The following is a 25690-nucleotide window of genomic DNA, read 5'->3' as shown; positions in this document are numbered from 1 at the left end:
CCTTCGCGAAGGTCGCGTAGACATCGGTCATCGTCAGAAGTCCCAGCCCTCGTCGTCCTGCTCGGCGGCGGCGGGCCCGGCGTCGGAGGCGAACGCGTCGCCCGCCATGCCGGCCGCGAGCGTGGTGCCGTCGGCCGGGTCGATCAGGAGGAACGAGCCGGTACGGCGGGAGTCGGCGTACGCGTCCAGCGCCAGCGGCTCGGCGGTGCGGACCACGACCCGGCCGATGTCGTTGGCGACCAGCCGCCCGGGCGCCGGGTGCTGGGACAGGTCGTCCAGCGTCAGCCTGGACGGGATGTCCTTGACGATCGCCTTGACCGTACGGGTGGTGTGCTTCAGCAGCACCCGCTGCCCGACGGCCAGCGGCTGGTCCGCCACGTGGCACACGGTCGCCACGACGTCCTGCGTGGTCGCCGGGGCGTCACCGGCCGGGGCGATCAGGTCGCCGCGCGAGATGTCGATGTCGTCGGCGAGCCGGATCGTCACCGACTGCGGGGCCCACGCGATGTCGACGCTCTCCCCGAGCGCGTCGATCGCCGTGATGGTGCTGGTGCGCCCGGACGGCAGCACCGTGACCTGCTCGCCGACCCGGAAGGCACCGGCCGCGATCTGGCCGGCGTACCCCCGGTAGTCGGGGTGCTCGGCGGTCTGCGGACGGATCACGTACTGCACCGGGAAGCGGGCGTGGCAGGCGGTCAGGTCATGGCTGACCGGGACGGTCTCCAGGTGCTCCAGGACCGTCGGGCCGCCGTACCAGTCCATGTTCGCGGACGGCTCCACCACGTTGTCGCCGGCCAGCGCCGAGATGGGGATCGCGGTGATCTCCGGGACGCCCAGCTCGGAGGCGTACGTGGTGAACTCCTCGGCGATCGACGCGAACACCGGCTCCGCGTAGTCCACCAGGTCCATCTTGTTCACGGCGAGCACCACGTGCGGGACGCGCAGCAGCGCGGCCACCGCGGCGTGCCGGCGGGTCTGCTCGACGACCCCGTTGCGGGCGTCGACCAGCACCACGGCCAGCTCCGCGGTCGAGGCGCCGGTCACCATGTTGCGGGTGTACTGCACATGGCCGGGCGTGTCGGCCAGGATGAACCGGCGGCGCGGCGTGGCGAAGTAGCGGTAGGCGACGTCGATGGTGATGCCCTGCTCCCGCTCGGCCCGCAGACCGTCCGTCAGCAGCGCCAGGTCCGGGGCGTCCTGGCCGCGGCTCAGGGACGCGGCCTCGACGGCCTCCAACTGGTCGGCCAGCACCGACTTGGAGTCGTGCAGGAGCCGGCCCACCAGGGTGGACTTGCCGTCGTCGACGGAACCGGCGGTCGCGAAACGCAGCAGGGTGGTGGCCGAGAGGTCGGCGAGCTGCTCGCTCGTGGTGCTCATCTCTAGAAATACCCTTCGCGCTTGCGGTCTTCCATCGCGGCCTCGGACAGCTTGTCGTCGGCGCGGGTGGCGCCCCGCTCGGTGAGCCGGGACGCGGCGATCTCGGCGATCACGGCCTCCAGGGTGGTGGCGTCGGAGTCGACGGCACCGGTGCAGGACATGTCACCGACCGTGCGGTAGCGGATCAGCCGCTTCTCCACCGGCTCGGTGTCCTTCGGCCCGCCCCACTCGCCGGCCGTCAGCCACATGCCGTTGCGGGAGAACACCTCACGCTCGTGCGCGAAGTAGATCTGCGGAAGCTCGATGCCCTCGCGCTCGATGTACTGCCACACGTCGAGCTCGGTCCAGTTGGACAGCGGGAAGACCCGCACGTGCTCGCCGGGCGCGTGCCGGCCGTTGTAAAGCTGCCACAGCTCGGGCCGCTGCCGCCGCGGGTCCCACTGGGAGAACTCGTCCCGCAGCGAGAACACCCGCTCCTTGGCCCGGGCCTTCTCCTCGTCGCGCCGCCCGCCGCCGAACACGGCGTCGAAACGGTGCTCCTGGATGGCCTCGGTCAGCGGCACGGTCTGCAACGGGTTGCGGGTGCCGTCCGGGCGCTCCTTGAGGACCCCGCGGTCGATGTAGTCCTGCACGGAGGCGACGTGCAGCCGCAGACCGTACTTCTCGACCGTACGGTCGCGGTACTCGATGACCTCGGGGAAGTTGTGCCCGGTGTCGACGTGCAGCAGCGAGAAGGGGACCGCGGCGGGCGCGAAGGCCTTCAGCGCCAGGTGCAGCATGACGATCGAGTCCTTGCCGCCGGAGAACAGGATCACCGGCCGCTCGAACTCGCCCGCCACCTCACGGAAGATGTGCACCGCCTCGGACTCCAGGGAGTCCAGGTGCGACAGCGCGAACGGGCTGTCGGTGTCGTGGATGTCGGTGACGGTGGTCGTCATGCCAGTCCCTTCTGGGTGAGCAAGGCGTGGACCGCCGCGGCGGACTCCTGCACGGTCTGGTTCTGGGACTCGATCCGCAGGTCCGGGTCCTCCGGCTCCTCGTACGGGTCGTCCACACCGGTCAGGCCGCTGATCTCGCCCGCGGCCTGCTTGGCGTACAGCCCCTTCACGTCGCGTACGGAGCACACCTCCACCGGAGTGGCGACGTGCACCTCGACGTACGGGGTGCCCTCCCGCTGGTGGCGCTTGCGCACGGCCTCACGGCTGTCCGCGTACGGGGCGATGACCGGCACCAGGACGTGCACGCCGTTGGACGCCAGAAGCTCGGCGACGAAGCCGATCCGCTGCACGTTGGTGTGCCGGTCCTCGCGGCTGAACCCGAGGCCCGCCGACAGGAACTCGCGGATCTCGTCGCCGTCGAGCACCTCGACCCGGCGGCCCCCGGCGCGCAGCCGGTCCGCCAGCTCGTAGGCGATGGTGGTCTTTCCGGCGCTCGGCAGCCCGGTGAGCCAGATGGTGGCCCCAGTCACGTTCTCTTCTCCCACAGTCGTCATCAGCCGTGCAGCCCGCACTCGGTCTTCGTCCGGCCCGCCCAGCGTCCGGCCCGCGCGTCCTCGCCCTCCAGCACCCGGCGCGTGCAGGGCGCGCAGCCGACGGAGGCGTAGCCGTCCATCAGCAGCGGGTTGGTCAGCACGCCGTGCTCGGCGACGTACGCGTCGACGTCGTCCTGCGTCCAGCGGGCGATCGGCGAGACCTTCACCTTGCGGCGCTTCTCGTCCCAGCCGACCACCGGGGTGTTCGCCCGGGTCGGGGACTCGTCGCGGCGCAGCCCGGTCGCCCAGGCGGCGTACCGGGTCAGGCCCTCCTCCAGGGGCTTGACCTTGCGCAGCGCGCAGCACAGGTCGGGGTCGCGGTCGTGCAGCTTCGGCCCGTACTCGGCGTCCTGCTCGGCCACCGTCTGCCGCGGGGTGAGCGTGATGACGTTGACGTCCATCACCGCGTCCACCGCGTCACGGGTGCCGATGGTCTCGGGGAAGTGGTAGCCGGTGTCGAGGAAGACGACGTCCACGCCGGGCATGACCCGCGAGGCGAGGTGGGCGACGACCGCGTCCTCCATGGAGGAGGTGACGCAGAACCGCGGGCCGAAGGTGTCGGCGGCCCACGTCAGGATCTCCAGCGCCGACGCCTCTTCGAGGTCCCGGCCCGCCCGCTCGGCGAGCGCCTTCAGTTCTTCCGTGCTCTGGACCGCGGTCATATCGCTTCCCCTCCACCGTCGTTGCGCCGGAGCCCCCGGGCCAGCAGCCCGAGGAACTTGAGCTGGAAGGCCCGGTTGCACGCCCCGCACTCCCAGGCTCCGTGCCCCTGCTCACCGGGGCGCAGGTCCTCGTCACCGCAGTAGGGGCAGTGGAACGGTGCCGCACGCTCACTCATGAGAGCGCCTCCTCGGAGGCGCGGGCCGTCCAGGTGGCGAAGCGCTCGCCGTCCTCGCGCTGCTCCTGGAAGCGCGTGAGGACCCGCTCGACGTAGTCGGGCAGTTCGGCGGCGGTGACCTTCAGTCCGCGCACCTTGCGGCCGAAGCCGGCCTCCAGGCCGAGCGCGCCGCCCAGGTGGACCTGGTAGCCCTCCACCTGGTTGCCCTCGTCGTCGAGCATGAGCTGGCCCTTGAGACCGATGTCCGCCACCTGGATGCGGGCGCAGGCGTTGGGGCAGCCGTTGATGTTGATGGTGATCGGCTCGTCGAAGTCGGGGATGCGGCGCTCCAGTTCGTCGATCAGCGACGCGCCGCGCGCCTTGGTCTCCACGATGGCCAGCTTGCAGAACTCGATACCGGTGCAGGCCATGGTGCCGCGCCGGAACGGGGACGGCTTGACCTGGAGGTCCAGCGACTCCAGCCCCGCCACCAGCGACTCGACCTGCGCCTCCTCGACGTCCAGGACGAGCATCTTCTGCTCGGCGGTGGTGCGCAGCCGGCCGGAGCCGTGCGCCTCCGCCACCTCGGCGATCTTGGTGAGCGTGGCGCCGTCGACCCGGCCGACACGCGGGGCGAAGCCGATGTAGTACCGGCCGTCCTTCTGCCGGTGCACGCCCACGTGGTCGCGCCACTGCTGGACGGGCTGCGCGGGGGCCGGGCCGTCCAGGAGCGGGCGCTTCAGGTACTCGTCCTCCAGCACCGTACGGAACTTCTCCGGGCCCCAGTCCGCGACCAGGAACTTCAGACGGGCGCGGTTGCGCAGCCGGCGGTAGCCGTAGTCGCGGAAGATGGAGATGACGCCCTCGTACACCTCCGGGACCTCGTCCAGCGGGACCCACGCGCCCAGCCGCACACCGAGCTTGGGGTTGGTGGACAGCCCGCCGCCGACCCACAGGTCGAAGCCGGGGCCGTGCTCGGGGTGCTCCACCCCGACGAACGCGATGTCGTTGATCTCGTGCGCCACGTCGAGCAGCGGGGAGCCGGAGATCGCCGACTTGAACTTGCGGGGCAGGTTGGAGAAGTCCTTGTTGCCGATGATCCTGCGCTGGATCTCGTCGATGGCGGGGGTGCCGTCGATGATCTCGTCCTCGGCGATCCCGGCGACGGGGGAGCCGAGGATGACGCGCGGGGTGTCGCCGCACGCCTCGGTCGTGGACAGCCCCACGGCTTCCAGCCGGTTCCAGATCTCGGGCACGTCCTCGATCCGGATCCAGTGGTACTGGACGTTCTGCCGGTCCGTGATGTCCGCGGTGCCGCGCGCGAACTCCTGCGAGATCTCCCCGATGACCCGCAGCTGCTCGGTGGTCAGCCGGCCACCGTCGATGCGGACCCGCAGCATGAAGTACTCGTCGTCCAGCTCCTCCGGCTCCAGGATCGCCGTCTTGCCGCCGTCGATCCCGGGCTTGCGCTGGGTGTAGAGCCCCCACCAGCGCATCCGGCCGCGCAGGTCGTTGGGGTCGATCGAGTCGAAGCCGGCCTTGGAGTAGATCGTCTCAATACGTGTCCGTACGTTGAGACCGTCGTCGTCCTTCTTGAACTGCTCGTTGCCATTGAGGGGCGTGAAGTGGCCCACGGCCCACTGGCCTTCGCCACGGTGCCGCCCGGTCTTGCGACGGGCGGTGGCGGAGGCGGGCTTTTCCGGGGTGGCGGCCATGACGATACGTCCTTCGGGACAGCAGGAGGGCGGCTCTGACCTGCACACTCGCGCGCTGAGCAGGGGATGGCGCGGCGGTGCGCTGGGGATTCAGAAGTTTCGGGGATCGCGGTGGTGCTGGGCTGGTCAGCTCACCGGACAGATGGCGCTGGACATGCGGCCGAGGTCGACGTGCCGCCGACTCACCAAGGCAATTCCAGCTCGAGACATGACGGAAGCGTGCCATGGGACTTTGGACCCAGTCCAGGTTCGTCCGCGATATGGACATAGGTGTCCCGCATCGTGGACACTGTGGTGTGGGTCACGTCAGGAGGGGCGGTGGCCCCCGGAACTCAGTACGCGTCCGCGCCCGGCCACGGCCCCGGGTTCGCCGTCTCCGGCTCCTCGGCCACCGTGGTGTCGAAGAGCCTGAAGCCGCGCCGCTGATAGTTCCCCATCGCGTGCTCCCCGTCCAGCGAGCAGGTGTGCAGCCACACCCGCTTCGTCGGGGCCCGCCCCGGCCAGCGGTCGGCCAGGTCCCAGGCGCGCGCCGTGCCGTACGCCAGCAGGTGCCCCCCGATGCCCCGCCCCCGGAACGCCGGCACCAGCCCGAAATAGACGATCTCCACGACCCCGTCCTCCTGCGGGTCCAGCTCCACGTACCCCGCCGGCGTCCCCCGGTCGTACGCCACCCACGTCTCCGCCCCCGGCCGCTCGACGATCTCCCGCCACTGGGCGTACGTCAGCCCCAGCCGGTCCGTCCAGCGGATGTCACCGCCCACCGCCGTATAGAGGAAGCGGCTGAACTCCGGCGACGGCACCTCCGCGCGGACGATCCGCACGTCACCGGAGGGCGCGGCCGCGGGCCGCAGGTCGTCGGGTGAGGTCTGCTCGAGGGACCAGGTGGTCACGGTGATGCTCATACGCCAAGCGAACCACGAGCCCGGTTGCCGGCGACCGGCTACCCCGCCGTCCCCCCGCCCCCGCCGGCCCGCACCGCCGGAGCGGTCGAATGGGGGAGCAGGTCCGCCGGGTCCTCCGGGCGGACCACCTCCACCTCCACCTCCTCACGGAAGCGGTACGGGCGGTGCTCCAGCACCCCCGCCAGCGTCCGGCGCACCCGCGACATCTCCGCCCGGACCGTCACCGTCCGCGTGGCGTCACCGAACACGTCGTACGCCAGCTCCGCCGCCGTACGCCCCTCCCGGTGCAGGGCCAGCACGTACAACAACTCCGTATGGCGCGGACTCAGCTCCTGCGTCCAGCTCCCCGCCGCCCCCGACACCTCCAGCGACCAGCGGCGCGGCCGGCTCACGTCCAGCACCACCCGGCTCGGCGCCGCCGCCCCCACCCCGTCGTCCACCAGCCGCAGCAGCCACCCGCCCGGCAACGGCTCCACCTCGCACAACCCCAGCGACGGCAACCACACCCGTCCCGCCCGGAACGACGCCGGCAGCGCCAGCCGGTCCACCGGCGGCATCCCCGTCACCCCCGCCAGCCAGCCATGCCCGTCCACCGCCAGCGCGCGGCCCCCCACCCGGCACAGCACCGGCGCCGCCACGGCCCGCAACCGCGCCAGATCCGCGAAGTGCCGGTTGCGCAGCTCCGCCTCCGCCAGCCGCGCCACCGAACTCACCAGCATCAGCGTCGCCGGGTGCATCGTCGCCAGCGGCCCGCTCACATCGACCGCGCCCAACAGCGTCCCGTCCCGCGGATCGGTGATCGGCGCACCCGCACACGTCCACGCATGGTGCGTCGACACGAAATGCTCCGCCGAGTGCACCTGCACCGGGCGGCGGGTCACCAGCGCCGTACCCACCCCGTTCGTCCCGACCGTCGACTCCGCCCAGTCCGCACCCGGCTCGAAACCGTGCCCGTCCGCCATACGCAGCACCGCCGCGCTCCCCTCGCGCCACAGCACCCGGCCCTCCGCGTCCGCCACGACCATGATGTGCCCCACCACGTCCGACGCGTCCGGACGGGACACCAGGCCCTCCCGCAGCACCGGCAACACCTCCGCCAGCGGCGAAGCCGCCCGACGGCGCTCCAGCTCCCCCCGCGGAAGCAGCCCCGAACGATGGTCCCTGTCCGGATCCACCCCCTTGCGCAGCATCCGCTTCCACGACTCGCCGATGTCCGCACGCGGCGCCAGCGGCGCGCGGCCACCCCTCAGCGTCGCCTCCCGCACCCCCCTGAGCAGCAACGCCGCCTCGCGCGTGTCCATGGCCGCGAGCCGCGCCATGTCCACGGTGGCCTGACGCGCCGGTCCTCCCCGCTGCCGCCCCACCTGGTGGCTGGTACGTGTCACCCCGTCCTCCCCTGCCCGCCGGCGGACCACCCCGTACGCCCACGACCCTGCAACCCTTTGCAACTCTCGCGCACCACCCCGCCCCCGTACGACAGTGGTACGGCGACGGGCTGGTGCCGTGTCGGCGCAGCACCAACCCAGCCGCTCTCCGGGCGCGGGCCGTATGGACACACGGCCCGCGCCCACTCCCCTTTCCCGGGCCCGGTTCGGTTCCGGGGCGCCTCGGCCGGTGTCGACGGTCGATCGTGCTCGACCCCTCGTTCCTCGGGGCCTCCGCGCGTTCTCCCTTTCGACACCGTCGGCGCCCCTTCACCTCACTGGGCCTCCGGCCGCGCCCGCTCCACCACCGACGCCAGGTCCAGGGTGTGGGGCAGCGTGCCGAAGGCCGCTCCCCAGTCGCCGCCCAGCCGCGAGGCGCAGAACGCGTCCGCCACCGCCGACGGCGCCCACCGCACCAGCAGTGAACCCTGGAGCACCAGCGCCATCCGCTCCACCAGCCGCCGCGCCCGGGCCTCGACACCCTCCAGGTCGGCCAGCTCCGCCAGCAGGTCCTTGATCGCCGCGTCCAGCCGGTGGTCCGCGCCCCGCGCCTTGCCGACCTCCTCCAGGAACGCGTTCAGCGCCATCGGCTCCCGCTGGAGCGCCCGCAGCACGTCCAGCGCCTGGACGTTGCCCGAACCCTCCCAGATGGAGTTCAGTGGCGACTCCCGCAGCAGCCGGGGCATCCCGGACTCCTCCACGTACCCGTTGCCGCCCAGGCACTCCAGCGCCTCCGCCGTCACCGGCGTACACCGCTTCGTCACCCAGTACTTGGCCGCCGGCACCGCCAGCCGCAGGAACGCCCGCTCCTGCTCGCTGTCCGTGTCGTAGGCGGCGGCCAGCCGCATCGCCAGCGTCGTCGCCGCCTCCGACTCCAGCGCCAGGTCGGCCAGGACGTTGCGCATCAGCGGCTTCTCGATCAGGACGCCGCCGAACGCGCTGCGGTGCGCCGCGTGGTGCGCCGCCTGCGCCACCGCCTGCCGCATCAGCGCCGCCGAGCCGACCACGCAGTCCAGTCGGGTCGCCGCCACCATCTCGATGATGGTGCGCACCCCGCGCCCCTCCTCACCCACCCGGCGCGCCCACGTCCCGTCGAACTCCACCTCGCTCGACGCGTTCGACCGGTTGCCCAGCTTGTCCTTCAGCCGCTGGATCCGGAACACGTTCCGGGTGCCGTCCTCCAGGACGCGCGGCACCAGGAAGCACGTCAGACCGTCCGGCGCCTGCGCGAGCACCAGGAAGGCGTCGCTCATCGGCGCCGAGCAGAACCACTTGTGGCCGGTCAGGACGTACTCGCCCGCCGCGTCCAGCGGCGTCGCGGTCGTCGTGTTCGCCCGTACGTCACTGCCGCCCTGCTTCTCCGTCATGCCCATCCCGAAGAGCACACCGGTCTTCTCGGCGGCCGGGCGCAGCTCCTCGCCCTCGTAGATGCGCGAGGTCAGCTTGGGCTCCCACACGGCCGCGAGCGACGGGTCCGCGCGCAGCGCGGGCACGGCGGCGTGCGTCATCGACAGCGGGCAGCCGTGCCCGGCCTCGGCCTGCGTCCACACCAGGAACCCGGCGGCGCGCCGGACGTGGCCGCCCGGCCGGCCCCAGGCGTCGGTGAGGCCGTTCGTCACCGCGTGCCCGAGCAGCCGGTGCCAGGCCGGATGGAAGTCGACGTGGTCGATCCGGTGGCCGTACCGGTCATGGGTGCGCAGCTTCGGCGGGTTCTCGTTGGCGAGAAACCCCCACTCCTGCGCCTGGGCGGACCCGGCGGTGGTGCCGAGCGAGGAGAGCTCCTGAGACGCCTCGTCGAGGAGTTCGAGCGGAAGGTGACGTTCCACAGCCTCGGTCAGCGCATGATCGGCGGTGAAGACGTCGTACCCGACCAGGGGCGGAGGCTGGTTGGTCACTGTGTGGGTGGTGGTCGCCATGCGGATACGGTAAGGAGGTGCAGGCAGCAAATGAAACACCCCCGGGGCCTCCTCGGTCCCAGGGCAGACTCCACCGGGCCCGGGCCCTCTACCGCAACGTGTCGAAGCGGAGGATGGCCTGGCTGCTCCTGAAGGACACCGTCAACTCGTGCATCGAGTACCGGATCCTCGGTCTCGCCGCCGAGGCGGCCTTCTTCACCCTGCTGTCGCTGCCGCCGCTGATGCTCGGCCTCATCGGCCTGCTCGGCTACATCGACGACTGGACCAACACCACCACCGTCGCCTCCATCGAGCGCAACATCCTCGGCGCGGTCGGCACGGTCCTGTCCGACCGGGGCGTCAACGACATCGCGAAACCGCTGCTGGCCGACGTCACCCACGGCGGCCGCCCCGACCTCATCTCGATCGGCTTCGCCATCGCGCTCTGGTCCGGCTCGCGGGCGGTGAACGTCTTCATCGACACCATCACCGTGATGTACGGCCTGGACGGCCACCGCGGCATCGTCGCCACCCGGCTGCTGGCCTTCCTGCTCTACATCGTCGCCCTGCTCATCGGCGCCGTCGTCCTGCCGCTCGCGGTCGTCGGCCCCGACCGGGTGGTGGAGCTCGTCCCCTGGGGCACCGAGGTCGTCTCCATCCTGTACTGGCCGGTCGTCATCCTGCTGTCCATCGCCTTCCTGACGACCCTCTACCACGTGTCCGTCCCCGTGCGGTCCCCGTGGATCGAGGACGTCCCCGGTGCCCTGGTGGCCCTCGCCATGTGGGTACTGGGCAGCTTCCTGCTGCGCATCTACCTGACCAGCACCGTCGAGGGGCCGACGATCTACGGCTCGCTCGCCGCGCCCATCGCCGTCCTGCTGTGGATCGGCATCTCCGCCTTCGCGGTGCTGGTCGGCGCGGCGGTCAACGCGGCCATCGACCGCGTCTGGCCGTCGGTCGCCACCGCCGCCGCGCGCGCCGAGAACGAGCGCGCCCGCACCGCCGAGGCCGCCGCCCTCGTCGCGCGGGCCAAGGCGGCCGTCGAGGGCCTGGACGACGACGACCCCGACATGCCGTCGGAGTTCCCCGAGCGCTGGTCCAGGTTCCTGCCGCCGGACGACGTGAAGTCCCGTCTGCACTCGGCCAGGGAGAAGGAGCGCGAGCGGGAGCGGGAGCGCGCCAAGGACCGGGACGGCGAACGCGGCCGGGACACCGGCCGCAACGGCGGGCCCCACCCCCGCCAGGACGGGGAGCACGGCCGGGGCGATCACCCCTAACCTGGGACGCGTGTACGAGGAACGGCCCGCACGCCTCGACGGCGCCGTCGTCTGGACCCGGACCGCCGGCCCGGCCGCCCCCTTCTCCGTGCTGCCCGACGGCTGCATGGACCTGCTGTGGAGCGGGGGACGGCTGTACGTCGCGGGGCCCGACACCCGGGCGTACGTCCCCGACGACCCCACCGCCGCCTACGCCGGCGTCCGCTTCGCGCCCGGGGACGCCCCGACGCTGCTCGGCGTGCCCGCCCACGAACTGCGCGACCGGCGCGTGGACCTCGCCGCCCTGTGGCCGGGCGGCCGGGTGCGGCGGCTGGCCGAACGGATCGGGGAGGCCGCCGACCCGGCCGCCGCCCTGGAGGACCTGGCCCTGCGGCACGCCGCCGACGCCCCGCGCCCCGACCCCCTGCTGCGGGCGGTCGTCGCCGGGCTGAACGCCGGGTGGCCGGTCGCCCGGGCCGCCGAGGCCGTCGGGCTCGGCCCCCGGCAGCTCCACCGCCGGTCCCTGCACTCCTTCGGGTACGGGCCCAAGACGCTCGCCCGGGTGCTGCGCCTCCAGCGCGCCCTCGCGCTCGTACGGTCGGGCGTGCCGTACGCGCGGGCCGCCGCCGAAGCGGGCTGCGCCGACCAGGCGCACCTCGCCCGGGAGGTGCGGGCCCTGGCCGGCACCACCCTCGGCGCCTACTCCGCCTCCGCGCCCGTGGCGTCGGCGAACAGCGAGACCCCGCAGCCGTCCGGGTCCAGCACCACCGCGTAGCGCTGGCCCCACACCGCGTCCCAGGGCTCCAGGTGCCCCCGGTGACCGGCCGCCACCAAGGCGCCGTAGGTCGCGTCGACCCCGGCGGGGTCCGCGCAGCGGAACGCGAGCCCCAGCCGGTCGCCGCCGCGCGGGCGGGTCCACTCCGGGTCGAAGGAGCGGATCACCTCCTCGGTGTCCCACAGCACGCGCAGGCCCCCGGGCAGGGTCACCTCGACGTGCGGGGCGGAATCGGCCCCGGCCGGAACGTCCAGACCGAGGAGGCGGTAGAAGGCGAGCGAGGCGGCCATGTCGGAGACGACCAGGCCGATGGCGTCGAGACGGGGTGCGTGGGTCATGCCCCGACGCTAGGCGGGCAGGCGCGACCGGGTCTTGAACGGATCGGACACGGCGACGGCCCGCCGGGCCGCGGCACCGGGCCCGCCGGGGGAACCGCCGCGTCCGCCGCGTCCGCCGGGCACGTCCCGCACGTCCGGTCCTCCGGCGCAGCACCCCGGCCGGGCCCGCGCGGACCCCGTCCGTACGGGCCGGAAAAACACTTGGCGCGTTCCTCGGCGGCCCGGATAAAGTGAGGGCGTTCCGCGGGACCGCGGGCCCAACACGACCTGGAGGTGTGACCGATGGCTGTCATTGCGACGGGCGCTGCCCACATCACGACCCATCCCCACTCCACCTCCGTGGTCACCGGCTGACACATCGCCCGCAGCGGGCGCCGCCCGGGGCCACCCTTCGAAGGGTTCCCCCCTTGTCCCTCGCTTCCGCTTCCTCCTCCTCGCACGCCCTCTCCCCGTACGGCTGGGACGCCGGCTGGGAGGCCGAGTTCATCCGCTACGCCGACCAGGGGCTGATCCCCGGGCGGGTCGTACGGGTCGACCGCGGCCAGTGCGACATCGTCACCGCGGACGGCCTCGTCCGCGCCGACACCGCCTTCGTGACCCCGCACGACCCCCTGCGCGTCATCTGCACCGGTGACTGGGCCGCCGTCGAGGCCGACGGCCACCCCCGTTACGTACGGACGTACTTGCCGCGCCGCACCGCGTTCGTGCGCTCCACCTCCTCCCAGCGGTCCGAGGGCCAGATCCTCGCCGCGAACGTCGACCACGCGATCATCGCCGTCCCGCTCTCCGTCGAGCTGGACCTCGGCCGGATCGAACGGTTCCTGGCCCTCGCCTGGGAATCGGGCGCCCAGCCGCTCGTCGTCCTCACCAAGGCGGACCTGGTGCCCGACCCGGTCGGCCTGTCCTACCTCGTGGAGGACGTCGAAACGGTCGCGCCGGGCGTGCAGGTGCTGCCCGTCAGCGCCGCGACGGGGGAGGGCGTCGACGTGCTCGCCGCCGTCGTCGGCAGCGGCACCAGCGTGCTGCTCGGCATCTCCGGAGCCGGCAAGTCGACCCTCGCCAACGCCCTGCTGGGCGACGACGTCATGGCCGTCCAGGCCATCCGTGACGTCGACGGCAAGGGCCGGCACACCACCACCACCCGCAACCTCCTCGCCCTGCCGGGCGGGGGCGTCCTGATCGACACCCCCGGGCTGCGGGGCGTCGGGCTGTGGGACGCCGAGGCGGGGGTCGGCCAGGTCTTCTCCGAGATCGAGGACCTGGCCGGGGGCTGCCGCTTCCACGACTGCGCCCACCAGGCGGAGCCCGGCTGCGCGGTGCTCGCCGCCATCGAGGACGGCTCGCTGCCCGAGCGGCGCCTGGAGAGCTACCGCAAGCTGCTGCGTGAGAACCAGCGGATCGTCGCCAAGACCGACGCCCGGCTGCGCACCGAGATCCTCAAGGACTGGAAGCGCAAGTCGGCGGCGGGACGGGCGGCGCTGTACGCCAAGCGCGGCCGCGACGGACGCTGACGGCGGCCCCGGGGCGCCCCGACGGGGGCGCCCCCGGCCGGGCGGGGCGGTGTCGGGCGTGGGGACGGACGCGGTGGCGGGTGTGGGGCGGACACGGTGTCCGAAAACCGCCAGCGGCGCCCACCGCCCCGTCCGACACTGGACCCGTGATGGACGAGGACACCAGGTACCAGGCGGTCAGCAGCCGTGACGCGCGGTTCGACGGCGAGTTCTTCTTCGCCGTGGCGACCACCGGCATCTACTGCCGGCCCAGTTGCCCGGCCGTCACGCCCAAGCGGCGCAACGTCAGGTTCTTCCCGACCGCGGCCGCCGCGCAGCGGCACGGGTTCCGGGCATGCCGGCGGTGCCGGCCCGACGCCGTGCCCGGCTCCGCCGCCTGGAACGTGCGCGCCGACGTCGTGGGCCGGGCCATGCGCATGATCGGCGACGGGGTGGTGGACCGCGAGGGCGTCCCCGGGCTCGCGGGGCGGCTCGGCTACAGCGCCCGGCAGGTGCGGCGGCAGCTCAACGCCGAACTCGGCGCCGGGCCCGTCGCCCTGGCCCGCGCCCGGCGCGCCCACACCGCCCGGGTGCTGTTGCAGACCACCCGGCTGCCCGTGACGGAGATCGCGTTCGCGGCCGGGTTCGCGAGCGTACGCCAGTTCAACGACACCGTCCGGGACGTCTACGCCCGCACGCCCAGCGACCTCCGCGCCGAGGCCCGGGGACCCGCGGGCGCGGGCACCGGGGGCATCCCGCTGCGGCTCGCCCACCGGGGGCCCTACGCGGGGCGCGAGGTCTTCGACCACCTCGCGGGCGAGGCCGTCGCCGGGATCGAGGAGGTCACCGGGGCGTCCGGCGCCCGGACCTACCGCCGCACGCTGCGGCTGCCCTACGGCCCCGGGATCGTCGCCGTCGACGAACGGTCCGCCGGCCGGTGGCTGGAGGCCCGCCTCCACCTGGCCGACCTGCGGGACCTCGGCACGGCCGTCCAGCGGCTGCGCCGCCTGTTCGACCTGGACGCCGACCCGTACGCGGTGGCCGAACGGTTCGGCGCCGACCCGGTGCTCGGGCCGCTGGTGGCCGCCCGGCCCGGGGTGCGCTCGCCCGGCGCCGCCGAGCCCGAGGAATGCGCGGTCAGGGCGCTGGTGGGTCCGGCGGAGGCGGCGCGGCTGGTCGAGGAGTACGGCACGCCGCTGGACGCCCCCTGCGGCGGGCTCACCCATCTGTTCCCCGAGCCCGCGGAGCTGGTGGACCACCCGGTCGCCGGCCCGCTCGCCGAGGCCCTCGCGACCGGCCGGGTACGGCTCGACCCGGGCGCCGACCGGGGCGAGTCCGAGCGGGCGCTGCGCGCCGTGCCGGGGGTGGGCGCCCGGACCGCCGCGCTCATCCGGATGCGGGCGCTCGGCGACCCGGACGTGGCACCCGGCGCCGAGGCGGACCGGGAGGAGTGGCGGCCCTGGCGCTCGTACGCCACCCGCCTTCTCGCCTGACCGCACGGTCACCCGGCCAGCACGGCCCCCACCCACGCGCCGACGATCAGCAGGCACCCGAACAGCTCCACCAGCACGCTCGTGCCGATCGCCCGCATGACGGTCCGGGTGGACGTCATGGCCTGCCCGTGTCCGCCCAGCCGGAGCCGCTCGGACAGGTAGATCCCGCCGACGTACCCCGGCACCGCCCCCACGACCGGCACCAGGATGAACCCGAGCAGCGCGCCGACACCCGCGTACGCCACCATCCGCCGGGTCACACCCACCCCCCGCAGCCGCCGGGCCGGGAGCTGCCAGACGACGACCTGGGTCACCAGCAGCAGCGCGGTGGAGGCCACCAGCAGCCACCACGCGGCACCGGTCCGCACGTGCAGCGACCACCACATCACCGACGCCCACACCAGCCAGGCGCCCGGTACGCCGGGTACGAGCACGCCGAACAGCCCGAGCAGCATCACCAGCCCGGCCAGGAGGAGCTGCCACGCACCCATGTGATCAGCCTGCCGGACCCGCGCCGCCCCCGCAGGTCAGGGGACCCGGCGCCAGGGAAGCCCGGCGGTACGGGGGCCCGCGGGGCCCGGGCCGGGAGCCGGCGGCCGGGGCGGGAGCGACTCAGGAGCGCGTCACCCAGCCCCGCTCATGGGCGTGCCAGCCGAGCTGGAGCCGGGTCGTGACGCCCGCGCGTTCCATCAGGCCCCGCACCCGGCGCTGCACCGTCCGGTGCCCCAGGTCAAGCTGCTTGGCGACGCTCGCGTCCGTCAGGCCCGCCAGCAGCAGCGACAGGATCTCCAGGTCCGTCGCGTCCGGGCCCGCCGGCTCCGGCTCCCCGGCCCCGCCGCCCAGGCGCAGGGGCAGCGCGTCACGCCACACGGACTCGAACAGCGCGGCCAGCGAGTCCAGCAGCCCGCTCGGCCGCACCACCAGCGCCACCGGCTCCGGGCCCGGCTCCCGGCCCCGGCCCGTCAGCGGAACCAGCGCGGACGACCGGCCGGCGACCACCAGCCGCGCCGGCACCCGGTCGGCCACCCGCACCAGCACGCCGGGGCCGGGCAGTGCCGACAGCCCGGCCACCGCGTCCGGCAGCGCCAGCACCTCCCGTTCCACCACCACCCGACACCCCGACCCGGGCCCGTGCCCCGCAACCGGACCGCCCGTGACCAGCTCCGACACCTCCCGGGCCGCCCCCGGGCCGGCCGTGACCAGCGCACACACCCCGCCGCCCGCGCCCGTCCGTAGCTGCTCCAGCCGGTGCCGTACCGCGCTCGCCCCGGTCACCACCTCCACCAGGTCCGCGCCCGCGGGCTCCGCCGCCTCCGCGCGGTACTCCTCCGCGAGCCGCTCCGCCGCCCGCTCGGCCCGCTCCAGCTCCTGCCGCTGCCGCGTCAGCAGCGCCCCGAGCGCCACCGCCGGCGGCGCCGCCACCCACCGCCCGGTGCCCGCCGACGACCGGGCGGCCAGTCCGTACGCCTCCAGCCGCCGCAGCGCCCGCTCAGTCTCCGGCTCCGCCAGGCCCAGCCGGTGCCCCAGGTCCGCCGCCTCGGCCGCGCCCCGCGCCACCAGCGCCCGGTACACCGCCTCCTGCCGCTCGTCCAGCCCTATCGCCGCCAGCACCCCTGGTACCCCCTCGTCGCCCGCCGCGCCCATCATCCCCGACCGCTCCCACCTGGGATACGGACCGGCCGCTCTCACCAGGTGGACATACCGTTCACGATTCGACGAAAGCGATTTACGCTCGACACCTGCCCCCACCCCAGACCGTGGTCCGCGCGTATCCCGCGCGTCGATCACGCGGGTCCGCCGGGCGTCCTTCCCGTGGGGGGTGGGGTCGCCCGGCGGACCACTTTTCCCGATGACCGTTTCCGTACGCCCCGCGCGGTCGACAATGAAGGGCATGAGCCCACAGGGGGAGACTCCCACCACCGGCGAGGACGACTGGTGGGACAAGCTGTACGACGGCACGGCGGCGGACACGGCACCGGCGGGGCCGCGCGGGAGGACGGACACCCGCCCCGGAACCGCGACCGGACCCGCCACCGCCGGACCGCCGGGCCGGGACCGCGCCCCCTGGGAGCCCCAGGACCCGGCGGACGGGCCCCTCACCCCGCCCCGCACCCCGCCCCGCACCTTCGCCCACACCCCGCCCCCGTCCCGGCTGCCGCGCCCCCGCGTGGAGCACCTCGGCGACGGGCCGCCCACCTACGAACCCGAGCCGACCGCACTGCCGGAGGCCCACGCCGACCGACTGGGCGAGCTCGTCGCCGACACCGTGCTGGACGGCGCCCGGTACGGGACGTACACCCTCCGCGCCGCCTCCGTACGCGGCGACTCGGCGCGCTACCGGGGCGAACCGCGCCGCGACGCGCTGCTCACCGCCCGCTTCGGCACCGGGGAGGCCGCACTGGTCCTGGTCGCCCTCGCCACCGGCGCCCGCGGCACCGACGCCGCGCACCTCGCCGCCGCCGACGCCTGCCGCTGGATCGGCGAGGCCGTCGGGCGCAGCCACGCCCGGCTCGCCCAGGACATCCGGGCCGGCCGGCGCGGCGACCTCAAGTCCGGGCTGCACCGCCTCACCGACCGGTCCCACGGCAGGCTCCGGGCCCGCGCCGCCGACCTGGGCGTGCCGCCCGGCGCGTACACGGCCGGGCTGCGCTGCCTGCTCCTGACCGCCGACCCTGGCTGCCGCACCCGGGTGTTCTTCGGCGTCGGCGACGGCGGGCTGTTCCGCCTCCGCGACGGCGTCTGGCAGGACATCGAACCGGCCGTGCCCGAACCGGGCACCCTCACCGGCGAGCCCGTCATCGGCTACGGATCGCCGCCCGCCGAGACGGCCGAGGGCGACCGGCTGACCATGGACCTCCAGATCACCACCCCGCCGTCCCCGCTCGTCGAGCCCCCCGCCCCGCCGCCCGAGCCGTTCCGCTTCCGCGCCTCGGTGGCCCGGCCCGGCGACACCCTGCTGCTCGCCGGTCCTGGACTGGCCGAGCCGCTGCGCGACGAGCCCGCCCTGGCACGGGAGCTGGCCGCCCGCTGGGCGGCCGGCGAACCGCCCGGGCTGGCACAGTTCCTGGCGGACACCCAGCTCCGGGTGAAGGGGTACGCCGATGACCGTACGAGTGTGGCCATCTGGGAGGCGTAACCGTCCGCCCCGTGAATGGATGGAGGCATGGCCAAACAGAATGTGGCAGAACAGTTCGTCGACACCCTCGTCCGTGCCGGTGTGCGGCGGCTCTACGGGGTCGTCGGGGACAGCCTGAACCCCGTCGTCGACGCCATCCGCCGTACGCCCGGGATCGACTGGATCCAGGTCCGGCACGAGGAGACCGCCGCGTTCGCGGCCGGTGCCGAGGCGCAGATCACCGGCAGTCTGGCGGCCTGCGCCGGTTCTTGCGGACCGGGCAACCTCCACCTCATCAACGGTCTCTACGACGCCCACCGTTCGATGGCCCCGGTCCTCGCCCTGGCCTCCCACATCCCGTCGAGCGAGATCGGGCTCGGCTACTTCCAGGAGACCCACCCCGACCGGCTGTTCCAGGAGTGCAGCCACTACAGCGAACTGATCTCCAGCCCCAAGCAGATGCCCCGCCTCCTCCAGACGGCCATCCAGCACGCGGTCGGCCGCGGCGGGGTGAGCGTGGTGTCCCTGCCCGGCGACATCGCCTCCGAGCAGGCCCCGGAGAGGACGGCGGAGCAGGCGCTCGTCACTTCGCGGCCCACCGTCCGCCCCGGCGACGCGGAGATCGACGCCCTGGTGCGGCTCGTCGACGAGGCCGACCGGGTCACGCTCTTCTGCGGCAGCGGCACCAAGGGCGCGCATGCGGAGGTCATGCAGTTCGCCGAGCGGATCAAGTCGCCGGTGGGGCACGCGCTGCGCGGCAAGGAATGGATCCAGTTCGACAACCCCTACGACGTCGGCATGAGCGGCCTCCTCGGGTACGGCGCCGCCTACGAGGCCACCCACGAGTGCGACCTGCTGATCCTCCTCGGCACCGACTTCCCCTACCGCGCCTTCCTGCCCGACGACGTGAAGATCGTCCAGGTGGACGTGCGGCCCGAGCACCTCGGCCGCCGCTCCAAGCTCGACCTGGCCGTCTGGGGCGACGTGCGCGAGACGCTGCGCTGCCTGATCCCGCGCGTGCGCGCCAAGACGGACCGCCGGTTCCTCGACAGGATGCTCAAGAAGCACGCCGACGCCCTGGAGGGGGTCGTCAAGGCGTACACCCGCAAGGTGGAGAAGCACACCCCGATCCACCCCGAGTACGTGGCGTCCGTCCTCGACGAGATCGCCGACGACGACGCCGTGTTCACCGTCGACACCGGCATGTGCAACGTGTGGGCCGCCCGGTACCTCACCCCCAACGGGCGCCGGCGGATCATCGGTTCGTTCAGCCACGGCTCGATGGCCAACGCCCTGCCGCAGGCGATCGGCGCGCAGTTCACCGACCGGGGGCGGCAGGTCGTCTCCATGTCCGGCGACGGCGGCTTCTCCATGCTGATGGGGGACTTCCTCAGCCTCGTCCAGCACGACCTCCCGGTGAAGGTGGTGCTGTTCAACAACTCCTCCCTGGGCATGGTCGAGCTGGAGATGCTGGTGGCGGGCCTGCCCTCGTACGGCACCGCCAACCACAACCCCGACTTCGCGGCGATCGCCCGCGCGGCCGGCGCGTACGGCGTGCGGGTGGAGAAGCCCAAGGACCTGGCGGGCGCGCTGAAGGACGCCTTCCGGCACAAGGGTCCGGCGCTCGTCGACGTGGTCACCGACCCCAACGCGCTGTCCATCCCGCCGAAGATCAAGGCGGAGATGGTGACCGGGTTCGCCCTGTCCGCGAGCAAGATCGTCCTGGACGGGGGAGTGGGCCGGATGCTCCAGATGGCCCGCTCCAACCTCCGCAACGTTCCCAGGCCCTGACGGGCCGACGGAGTTCCGGTGCCGGTGCCGGTGCCGGTGCCGCGCGGGCGGTCCGTGCCGCGCGGGCGGTCGGGCCGGTGCCGGAGCCGCGCGGGGCGCACGGACTGGCGCACGGGTCGTTCGAAGCGCCCTTCCGGCAGGTGACGGTCGCCGCGCGCCGCCGGGCGGCCTCCGCCCGCACGCCGGACGGTCCCCGCTCCGGACGGCCCGCCGCGGACTTACCCCGATGCGCCCCCCTGGCGCCCCCCGCACAAACGAATCCCAGGCGTGACGGCGTGTAGGCGGGGGCATGCATCCCGTGAACCTGTTCGAGGGGAAAGGGCCGACGACGTGCGGGTGGGGGAGATGATGGGACGTCAGGGAGGAGCCGGACCCGTAACGGACGGGCGGGTTCCCGGGGTCGAGCGGCACGGACAGCTCGTGCGGTGGCGCCGGCATGTGGGGGGTGCGGACCTGGCGGCGGTGCCCGAGGTGCGGAGCGCCTTGCGCGGGCTGCTGCGGCACTGGGGCGAATCGGGGGCGTCGGACGTCGCGGAGCTGCTCACCAGCGAGCTGGTGACCAACGCGCTGATACACACCGAGCACGGCGCGGTGGTCACGGCCACCATGACCCCGAGGACGCTGCGGGTGGAGGTGCGGGACTTCACCGCCGTCCTCCCCACCCCGTACGCGACCGCGTGCGACGACGGTACACACGGCCGCGGCCTCGTCCTGGTGCAGGCGCTCGCCGACGCCTGGGGGGTGCTCACCCACGGCGTGGGGAAGGTCGTCTGGTTCGAGCTGTCCGGCGGCCCCGCCGCCTCCGCCGTGGCGTAGCGGAAGGGGCCCGCGTCAGACGCGGGCCCCGTGATGCGCCGACCGGTCCGGCCACCGCCGTCAGCCGAACTGCTGCTCCAGGTCCTTGAGCTTCCGCTCCAGCGAGTCCAGCCGGGGCAGCGCCTGGGTGTCGTCCTCCGCGGTGAGGTCGACCGTGCGGGGCGGATCAGCGCCCTTCACGGCCTGGAGGGAGGGCCGGGACCGAAGAGGCTGGTGTCCCCGGTCGGATATGGCGGGCTCCGCGACGGACGCCCCCACGGCGGCCGGGGCCGAGCCCCCCATGCCGCCCCCGGAGCTCACGGCCGGTACGTCGACCTGTGCGGCGCTCATCGTCCGGGCGTCGACCTGGCGGCCGCCGCGCCCGGCTCCCCAGGCCCGGTGCTGGCGGTTGAACGCCTTGAGGCGGGCGCGCTCCAACTTCTGCTGCTCGCGCCGCCGTTCCCGGGCCTGCTCCTTCTGGCGCCGGTCCTCGCGCACCTCGTCGACCGCCTCGTCCAGGGTACGCACGCCCTCCAGGAGCATCAGCGACCAGGCGCCGAACGTCTCGCGGGGTGCCCTCAGCCACCGGACGATGCGGATCTGCGGAAGCGGCCGGGGCACCAGGCCCTGCTCCCGCAGCGCGGAGCGGCGGGTCTGCTTCAGCGCCCGGTCGAAGAGCACGGCCGCCGAGAGCGACATGCCCGCGAAGAAGTGCGGGGCGCCCGCGTGGCCCAGCCCGCGCGGCGCGTGCACCCAGTTGAACCAGGCCGCCGCGCCCGCGAACGTCCACACCAGCAGACGGGAGCCGAGCGCCGCGTCACCGTGGCTGGCCTCGCGCACCGCGAGGACCGAGCAGAACATGGCGGCACCGTCGAGGCCGAACGGGACCAGGTACTCCCAGCCCCCCGACAGGTTGAGGTTCTGCCGGCCGAAGCCGACCAGTCCGTGGAAGGAGAGCGCGGCGGCGACCGCCGCACAGCAGAAGAGCAACAGGTAGGAGGCGGTGCCGTAGACCGCTTCCTTGCGCCGGCGGCGCTCCTCGCTGCGCTCCCAGGAGTCCTCGGCCACGGCCTTGCCGCCGACGCGCTTGCCGCGCGTGAGCACCGCCACCGCCACGAGGACTCCCACCAGCATCACGCCGCCCGGAAGCAGCCAGTCCTGCGATATGTCGGTCAGTCTCATGCGGTGTCCCTTGCATCGCTCGCGGTAGGGCGTTTCGGCGCCATAGTGGCCGAAGCCCGAGGAGCCACACGGGGTTTCGGGGCAAGAGAACGCCATTGGGGCCGCAGGGCATACGAATAGGTGCGATCTACTCGAACGGCCTTATGCGAGAAGGGAGTTGTGTTCGATTATTGCCACCCGGGCGGGTGGCGTGGACCCGCCCGGAGGTCACGCGGATGCGCTCAACCTGGCGACACGGTCGGCGTCACACGTACGCGGACAGGTGACACAGGTGTCCTCGGGGCGGAGGGTGTAGAAGAGGCAGCAGCTCGCCCGGTCGCGGGTCGGCAGCGGCGTACCGTCCGGACCCGTCAGCTCCCGGAAGCCGGCGGTCCCCACGTACGGCTTGGCTCCGCCCGGCCCCGGCAGCAGCAGCCCCAGTTCCGCCATGGCCCGGGACTCCTCGCCCAGCAGGTGCCCGATGTACCACAGGCCCTCGACGATCTCGTCGGTCGCCATGCCCCACAGGGCGCGCTTGCCCCGCCGCATCCTCGGACCGAATCCGTCCAGCACCGGCCCCAGGTGCTCGGCGACGGCGGCCCGCACCTCGCCGCGCAGCGCCTCCTCGTCCGGTACGACCCGGGCCCCGGGCAGCGCGGCCGCCGGGTCGTCCGGCAGGCAGGCGAACTCCCGCACCCGTACCGTCATCCGGCCGAGCGCCCGCTGGAAGGCCACGTCCCCGACCGGCAGCCGGGGCACCCGGCGGTGCAGGAACCACGGCACGGTGACGAGCAGGCAGGCCGGCCAGGCGTACCGGTGGAGACCGAAGCTGGCGACGACGTCGGGTCGGGCCTGCTGGCCGTAGTCCCGCAGCACCTGCGCGTTGTCCCAGGCGAGGAACGCCTCCAGGGCCGCGCCGCCGGCCGCCAGCTCGTCCGCGCCCACCCAGCCGCCGCCCCGGGGGACCGCCTCGCCGTCCGCCAGCTCGTGCACGCGCAGCCCGGGGAAGACCTCCGTCAGGCGGGTGTACGCGGCCGTGACGGGCGACGCCGGAGCGGCGGGAGGAGCGGAGAGAAGCGCGGGAGCGGACATGCGGGGGACCACCGAATCGCGATCGTTAGCAGGTTAGCCTTACCTTACCCGATGTGATCGATGTGTGAACGGTGAGCCGGTGCGCCTATCGTGCACGGGGGCCCCGTCCACCGCGAGCCGGGGCTTCGGTACGCATCGCCAGGAGGACCCGAGTGGAGCAGGGCAGAACGCGCGACACCGCGCCGTCGCACCCGGCGCCGGATCAGGCGCGGGACCGGGCCCCGGAGCAGGCGCGGGGCCCGGAGCCGCACGCCGCAGTCCGGGTACCCGAGCAGACCCGTGGCGAACACACCCACGCCGAGCCCCCCGCCCCCCGTCCCGTCCAGCGCCACTCCGTGCGCGGGCAGGTGCTCGACGCCCTGCGGACCGCCCTCGTGGGCGGCGAGCTGGTCCCCGGCGAGGTGTACTCGGCCCCCGCCCTCGGGGCCCGTCTCGGCGTCTCGGCCACCCCCGTGCGCGAGGCCATGCAGCAGCTCGCCGTCGAGGGCGCCGTCGAGGTCGTGCCCAACCGGGGCTTCCGCGTCTCCGAGCGCTCCCCGCGCGAACTGGCCGAACTCGCCGAGGTGCGCGCCCTGCTGGAGGTGCCCGTCATGCTGCGGCTGGCCCGCACCGTGCCGGCCGCGCGCTGGCGCGAGCTGCGGCCCCTCGCCGAGGCCACCTCGGCCGCGGCGGCCCGCGGCGACCGCGCCCACTACGCCGAGTCCGACCGCGCCTTCCACCGCGCCGTCCTCTCCCTGGCCGGGAACCAGCAGCTCGTCGCCCTCGCGGAGGACCTGCACCGCCGCTCCCAGTGGCCCCTCGTGTCCGGCCCGGCGACCCGGCGGGCCGACCTGGTCGCCGACGCGGCCGAGCACTCGGCGCTCCTGGACGCCCTGGTCGCCCAGGACCTCGCCGTCGTCCAGTCGCTGGTGCGCGAGCACTTCACGGGCGCCCGCGGGTGACGGACGCCTCCCCGGGCCGCACGCCGCGACCCGGCAGTCGGCCCTCCGGCGCCGCAACCGCGCGACCCGAAGGCCCCGGCGGGCCGGTGGGGCCGAGCGGTTCCGTGGGGTCCGGCGGGTCGGCGGGGCCGGGTGGCCGGGTGGGTCCGGGCGGACCGGTGGGGCCGGGCGACCCGGGTGGTTTCGTGGGACCCGGCGGTCTCGTGGAACTGCGCGGACCGGTGGGGCCGGGTGGTCCGGGGCTGCCGCGGTTGGTGCTGGTGACCGGCGGCGGCCCGGCCACGCCCCTGCCGGACGGGTGCGTGCGGGTGCCGCTGGCGGGGCGGAGCGCGCTCGGTGCGGCGTGGGCGATCGCCGACCGGCTCGGCGTGGTGGCCCGTACCCCGGGCGAGCTGGTCCAGGTGCTGACGGCCGGCATCCGGCGCGTGGTGCTCGTCCTCCCGGACCTGGACGCCGCGCACGAGCCGGAACGGGTGGCCGACCTGATCGAGTGGCTGGCCGACCTGGACGGCGTCCACCTGGTGGTCGGCGTCGGCGACGGTTCGCCCGCCCACGTGCGGCTGTGCGCCCGCCCGGACGCGGCGCCGGCCTCCTGGCCCGAGCGGCCCCCGTCCCCGTCCCCGCCCCCCGGCGCCCGGCGCCCGTCGGAAGGGGGAGGGGTGGCCGGGGGCTTCGACCCCGACGACCCGGGTGCCGTCTGCGCGGCCGACCCCTGGCGGGTCACCGCGCGCTACGGCGCCGGGGACGCGGGCGGGGACCATCACGGCGGGCTGCGCCCCGCGTGGCTGCGCGCCGGCCAGTCGCTGTGCCGCGAGCAGGCGCCGTCCCGGCGCGCCCTCGTCCTGCTGGCCGCCCTCGACGACGCCGCCGACCCCCGGCTGCGGCCCGCCCTGGAACGGCTCGCCGCCCCCGAGCCCTGGCGCGTGCGCTGGACCCGCGCCCGGGGCGACGTGAGCCCGCCGTGGCCCGGTCCGGTCACCGCCCTGGCGATCTGCGCCGCCCCGGAGCCCGGGCGACTCCTGGTCGCCGTCCGCCCCGGCACCGTACGGGCGCTGCACACCGCCGACGGGTCGCCCGCCGGGACCCCGGCGCATCCCGGGGGGCGCCCAGCGACGGCGCTCGCGTGCCTCCCGGGCGGAACCCTCCTGCTGCTGGACGAGCGGGGGCGGCTGCACGTCCCGCGCCCGGACCCGCTCGCCGACGCCGTCGCGGCGACCCTGGCGGCCCACCCGGGCACCGCGCTCGCCGCGGCGGGCGGCACGGTGGTCGTCGGGGACCGGGTCGGCTCCCTCCACGCGTTCGGCCTGACCGGCGTCCACCAGGCGGCGGCGCACAGCGGCCGGGTCACGGCCGTGGCCGCCGTCGCGTCGCCCGGACCGCGGGTGTACAGCGGCGGCGCGGACGGCACCGTGCGGTCCTGGACCCCGGGCGCCGGCCCGCGGCCCGCGCCGCTCGCCGAACGCCCCTGCCCGGTCGTCGCCCTGCACGCGGCGGACACCCCCGGCGGACCGGCGCTCGCGGTCGCCTGGGGCGACGGACTGGTGGAGCTGTACGGGCCGGATGGCCGGCGCGCGGAATTCCGACCCGGGCCGCCTGTCCGCGCGGTGGCGCTCACGGCGGACGGCGCGGACGGCGAGGACTGCGCGCTGGTCGTCGGCATGGACGAGGCGCTGCTGTGCCTCGCGCCCCGACGCTGACCGCTGACCGCTGACCGCTGACCGGTGTTCGTGGCGTACGCCCCACGCCGACCGGCGCCTCGGCGGCGGCGGTTCGCCGGCTGCC

The 25690-nt window shown here is 74.4% G+C and carries 23 protein-coding genes and 1 pseudogene; 9 read left to right on the top strand and 15 right to left on the bottom strand.

What is annotated here, in order from left to right; all coding sequences use genetic code 11:
- Nucleotides 1-33: 33 nt before the first annotated feature.
- From ACZ7LK_RS19205 to ACZ7LK_RS19160, 10 genes are all read right to left on the bottom strand, one after another.
- Complete coding sequence (locus ACZ7LK_RS19205) at nt 34-1377, bottom strand: sulfate adenylyltransferase subunit 1 (protein WP_392274231.1); 1344 nt, start codon at nt 1375-1377, stop codon at nt 34-36.
- Nucleotides 1378-1379: 2 nt separating this feature from the next.
- On the bottom strand, nt 1380-2315 hold the full coding sequence (cysD, locus tag ACZ7LK_RS19200) for a sulfate adenylyltransferase subunit CysD (protein WP_392274230.1): 936 nt from the start codon (nt 2313-2315) through the stop codon (nt 1380-1382).
- Nucleotides 2312-2869, bottom strand: coding sequence for an adenylyl-sulfate kinase (cysC, locus tag ACZ7LK_RS19195; protein ID WP_392274229.1), 558 nt, complete (start codon nt 2867-2869; stop codon nt 2312-2314). Before cysC ends, cysD begins: the two co-directional genes overlap by 4 nt.
- Nucleotides 2869-3570, bottom strand: a complete 702-nt coding sequence (locus ACZ7LK_RS19190) for a phosphoadenylyl-sulfate reductase (RefSeq protein ID WP_469465077.1) — start codon at nt 3568-3570, stop codon at nt 2869-2871. The genes cysC and ACZ7LK_RS19190 overlap by 1 nt, the downstream gene beginning before the upstream one ends.
- Entirely contained in the window at nt 3567-3746 is a 180-nt protein-coding gene (locus ACZ7LK_RS19185) for a hypothetical protein (protein ID WP_079136917.1), read from the bottom strand. The genes ACZ7LK_RS19190 and ACZ7LK_RS19185 overlap by 4 nt, the downstream gene beginning before the upstream one ends.
- Nucleotides 3743-5440 carry a nitrite/sulfite reductase gene (locus ACZ7LK_RS19180; protein WP_392274227.1) on the bottom strand — a complete coding sequence of 566 codons (1698 nt, stop codon included), beginning with the start codon at nt 5438-5440 and terminating at the stop codon, nt 3743-3745. Before ACZ7LK_RS19180 ends, ACZ7LK_RS19185 begins: the two co-directional genes overlap by 4 nt.
- A 126-nt stretch (nt 5441-5566) precedes the next feature.
- Nucleotides 5567-5650 carry a putative leader peptide gene (locus tag ACZ7LK_RS19175; protein ID WP_312846103.1) on the bottom strand — a complete coding sequence of 28 codons (84 nt, stop codon included), beginning with the start codon at nt 5648-5650 and terminating at the stop codon, nt 5567-5569.
- Nucleotides 5651-5772: 122 nt separating this feature from the next.
- Nucleotides 5773-6342: a GNAT family N-acetyltransferase gene (locus ACZ7LK_RS19170; protein WP_471142041.1), complete on the bottom strand. Its 570-nt coding sequence runs from the start codon at nt 6340-6342 to the stop codon at nt 5773-5775.
- 38 nt (nt 6343-6380) lie between these two features.
- On the bottom strand, nt 6381-7661 hold the full coding sequence (locus ACZ7LK_RS19165; protein WP_471142246.1) for a GAF domain-containing protein: 1281 nt from the start codon (nt 7659-7661) through the stop codon (nt 6381-6383).
- Between the two features lie 380 nt (nt 7662-8041).
- Nucleotides 8042-9682 carry an acyl-CoA dehydrogenase family protein gene (locus tag ACZ7LK_RS19160; protein ID WP_392274225.1) on the bottom strand — a complete coding sequence of 547 codons (1641 nt, stop codon included), beginning with the start codon at nt 9680-9682 and terminating at the stop codon, nt 8042-8044.
- Nucleotides 9683-9699: 17 nt separating this feature from the next.
- Between ACZ7LK_RS19160 and ACZ7LK_RS19155 the strand changes: the two genes are divergently transcribed.
- Together ACZ7LK_RS19155 and ACZ7LK_RS19150 are read left to right on the top strand one after the other, a co-directional pair.
- Nucleotides 9700-10938: a YihY/virulence factor BrkB family protein gene (locus ACZ7LK_RS19155; RefSeq protein WP_392274224.1), complete on the top strand. Its 1239-nt coding sequence runs from the start codon at nt 9700-9702 to the stop codon at nt 10936-10938.
- A 1-nt stretch (nt 10939) separates the two neighbouring features.
- Nucleotides 10940-11692 carry a helix-turn-helix domain-containing protein gene (locus ACZ7LK_RS19150; RefSeq protein ID WP_471142244.1) on the top strand — a complete coding sequence of 251 codons (753 nt, stop codon included), beginning with the start codon at nt 10940-10942 and terminating at the stop codon, nt 11690-11692.
- Here ACZ7LK_RS19150 and ACZ7LK_RS19145 read toward each other — a convergent pair.
- Complete coding sequence (locus ACZ7LK_RS19145) at nt 11617-12030, bottom strand: VOC family protein (protein ID WP_392274223.1); 414 nt, start codon at nt 12028-12030, stop codon at nt 11617-11619. The two genes, ACZ7LK_RS19150 and ACZ7LK_RS19145, sit on opposite strands and share 76 nt — an antisense overlap.
- A gap of 407 nt (nt 12031-12437) precedes the next feature.
- Between ACZ7LK_RS19145 and rsgA the strand changes: the two genes are divergently transcribed.
- Together rsgA and ACZ7LK_RS19135 are read left to right on the top strand one after the other, a co-directional pair.
- On the top strand, nt 12438-13541 hold the full coding sequence (gene rsgA, locus ACZ7LK_RS19140; RefSeq protein ID WP_392274222.1) for a ribosome small subunit-dependent GTPase A: 1104 nt from the start codon (nt 12438-12440) through the stop codon (nt 13539-13541).
- 149 nt (nt 13542-13690) lie between these two features.
- Nucleotides 13691-15007 (top strand): annotated as a pseudogene (locus ACZ7LK_RS19135) (DNA-3-methyladenine glycosylase 2 family protein); the annotation flags it as partial.
- 14 nt (nt 15008-15021) lie between these two features.
- On the opposite strand, the gene ACZ7LK_RS19130 reads toward ACZ7LK_RS19135, so the two are convergent.
- A complete protein-coding gene (locus ACZ7LK_RS19130) occupies nt 15022-15504 on the bottom strand; it encodes a DUF456 domain-containing protein (protein WP_392274221.1) in 483 nt (160 codons plus the stop codon).
- Between the two features lie 121 nt (nt 15505-15625).
- Nucleotides 15626-16624: a helix-turn-helix domain-containing protein gene (locus ACZ7LK_RS19125; RefSeq protein ID WP_471142241.1), complete on the bottom strand. Its 999-nt coding sequence runs from the start codon at nt 16622-16624 to the stop codon at nt 15626-15628.
- A gap of 280 nt (nt 16625-16904) precedes the next feature.
- Between ACZ7LK_RS19125 and ACZ7LK_RS19120 the strand changes: the two genes are divergently transcribed.
- The 3 genes from ACZ7LK_RS19120 to ACZ7LK_RS19110 all read left to right on the top strand — a co-directional run bounded on the left by ACZ7LK_RS19120 (nt 16905) and on the right by ACZ7LK_RS19110 (nt 20735).
- The gene (locus ACZ7LK_RS19120) at nt 16905-18149 is read left to right on the top strand and encodes a protein phosphatase 2C domain-containing protein (RefSeq protein ID WP_471142036.1); all 1245 of its coding nucleotides are present in this window, start codon (nt 16905-16907) and stop codon (nt 18147-18149) included.
- Between the two features lie 27 nt (nt 18150-18176).
- Complete coding sequence (locus ACZ7LK_RS19115) at nt 18177-19919, top strand: pyruvate dehydrogenase (RefSeq protein ID WP_471142033.1); 1743 nt, start codon at nt 18177-18179, stop codon at nt 19917-19919.
- 345 nt (nt 19920-20264) lie between these two features.
- On the top strand, nt 20265-20735 hold the full coding sequence (locus tag ACZ7LK_RS19110) for an ATP-binding protein (protein WP_392274218.1): 471 nt from the start codon (nt 20265-20267) through the stop codon (nt 20733-20735).
- A gap of 60 nt (nt 20736-20795) precedes the next feature.
- On the opposite strand, the gene ACZ7LK_RS19105 is transcribed toward ACZ7LK_RS19110, so the two are convergent.
- Both ACZ7LK_RS19105 and ACZ7LK_RS19100 read right to left on the bottom strand, forming a co-directional pair.
- A complete protein-coding gene (locus ACZ7LK_RS19105) occupies nt 20796-21896 on the bottom strand; it encodes a DUF2637 domain-containing protein (RefSeq protein WP_392274217.1) in 1101 nt (366 codons plus the stop codon).
- Nucleotides 21897-22103: 207 nt separating this feature from the next.
- Nucleotides 22104-22967 carry a (2Fe-2S)-binding protein gene (locus tag ACZ7LK_RS19100; RefSeq protein ID WP_392274216.1) on the bottom strand — a complete coding sequence of 288 codons (864 nt, stop codon included), beginning with the start codon at nt 22965-22967 and terminating at the stop codon, nt 22104-22106.
- Nucleotides 22968-23119: 152 nt separating this feature from the next.
- On the opposite strand from ACZ7LK_RS19100, the gene ACZ7LK_RS19095 reads away from it, so the two are divergent.
- Both ACZ7LK_RS19095 and ACZ7LK_RS19090 read left to right on the top strand, forming a co-directional pair.
- Nucleotides 23120-23908, top strand: a complete 789-nt coding sequence (locus ACZ7LK_RS19095) for a GntR family transcriptional regulator (RefSeq protein ID WP_469461346.1) — start codon at nt 23120-23122, stop codon at nt 23906-23908.
- Nucleotides 23909-24093: 185 nt separating this feature from the next.
- Nucleotides 24094-25605, top strand: a complete 1512-nt coding sequence (locus ACZ7LK_RS19090) for a WD40 repeat domain-containing protein (RefSeq protein ID WP_471142029.1) — start codon at nt 24094-24096, stop codon at nt 25603-25605.
- Nucleotides 25606-25690: the final 85 nt, after the last annotated feature.

The sequence above is a fragment of the Streptomyces sp. NPDC039423 genome (assembly GCF_055598725.1).
Note: the sequence above shows the minus strand (reverse complement) of the source record. Positions and strands in the feature narration are given on the sequence as shown.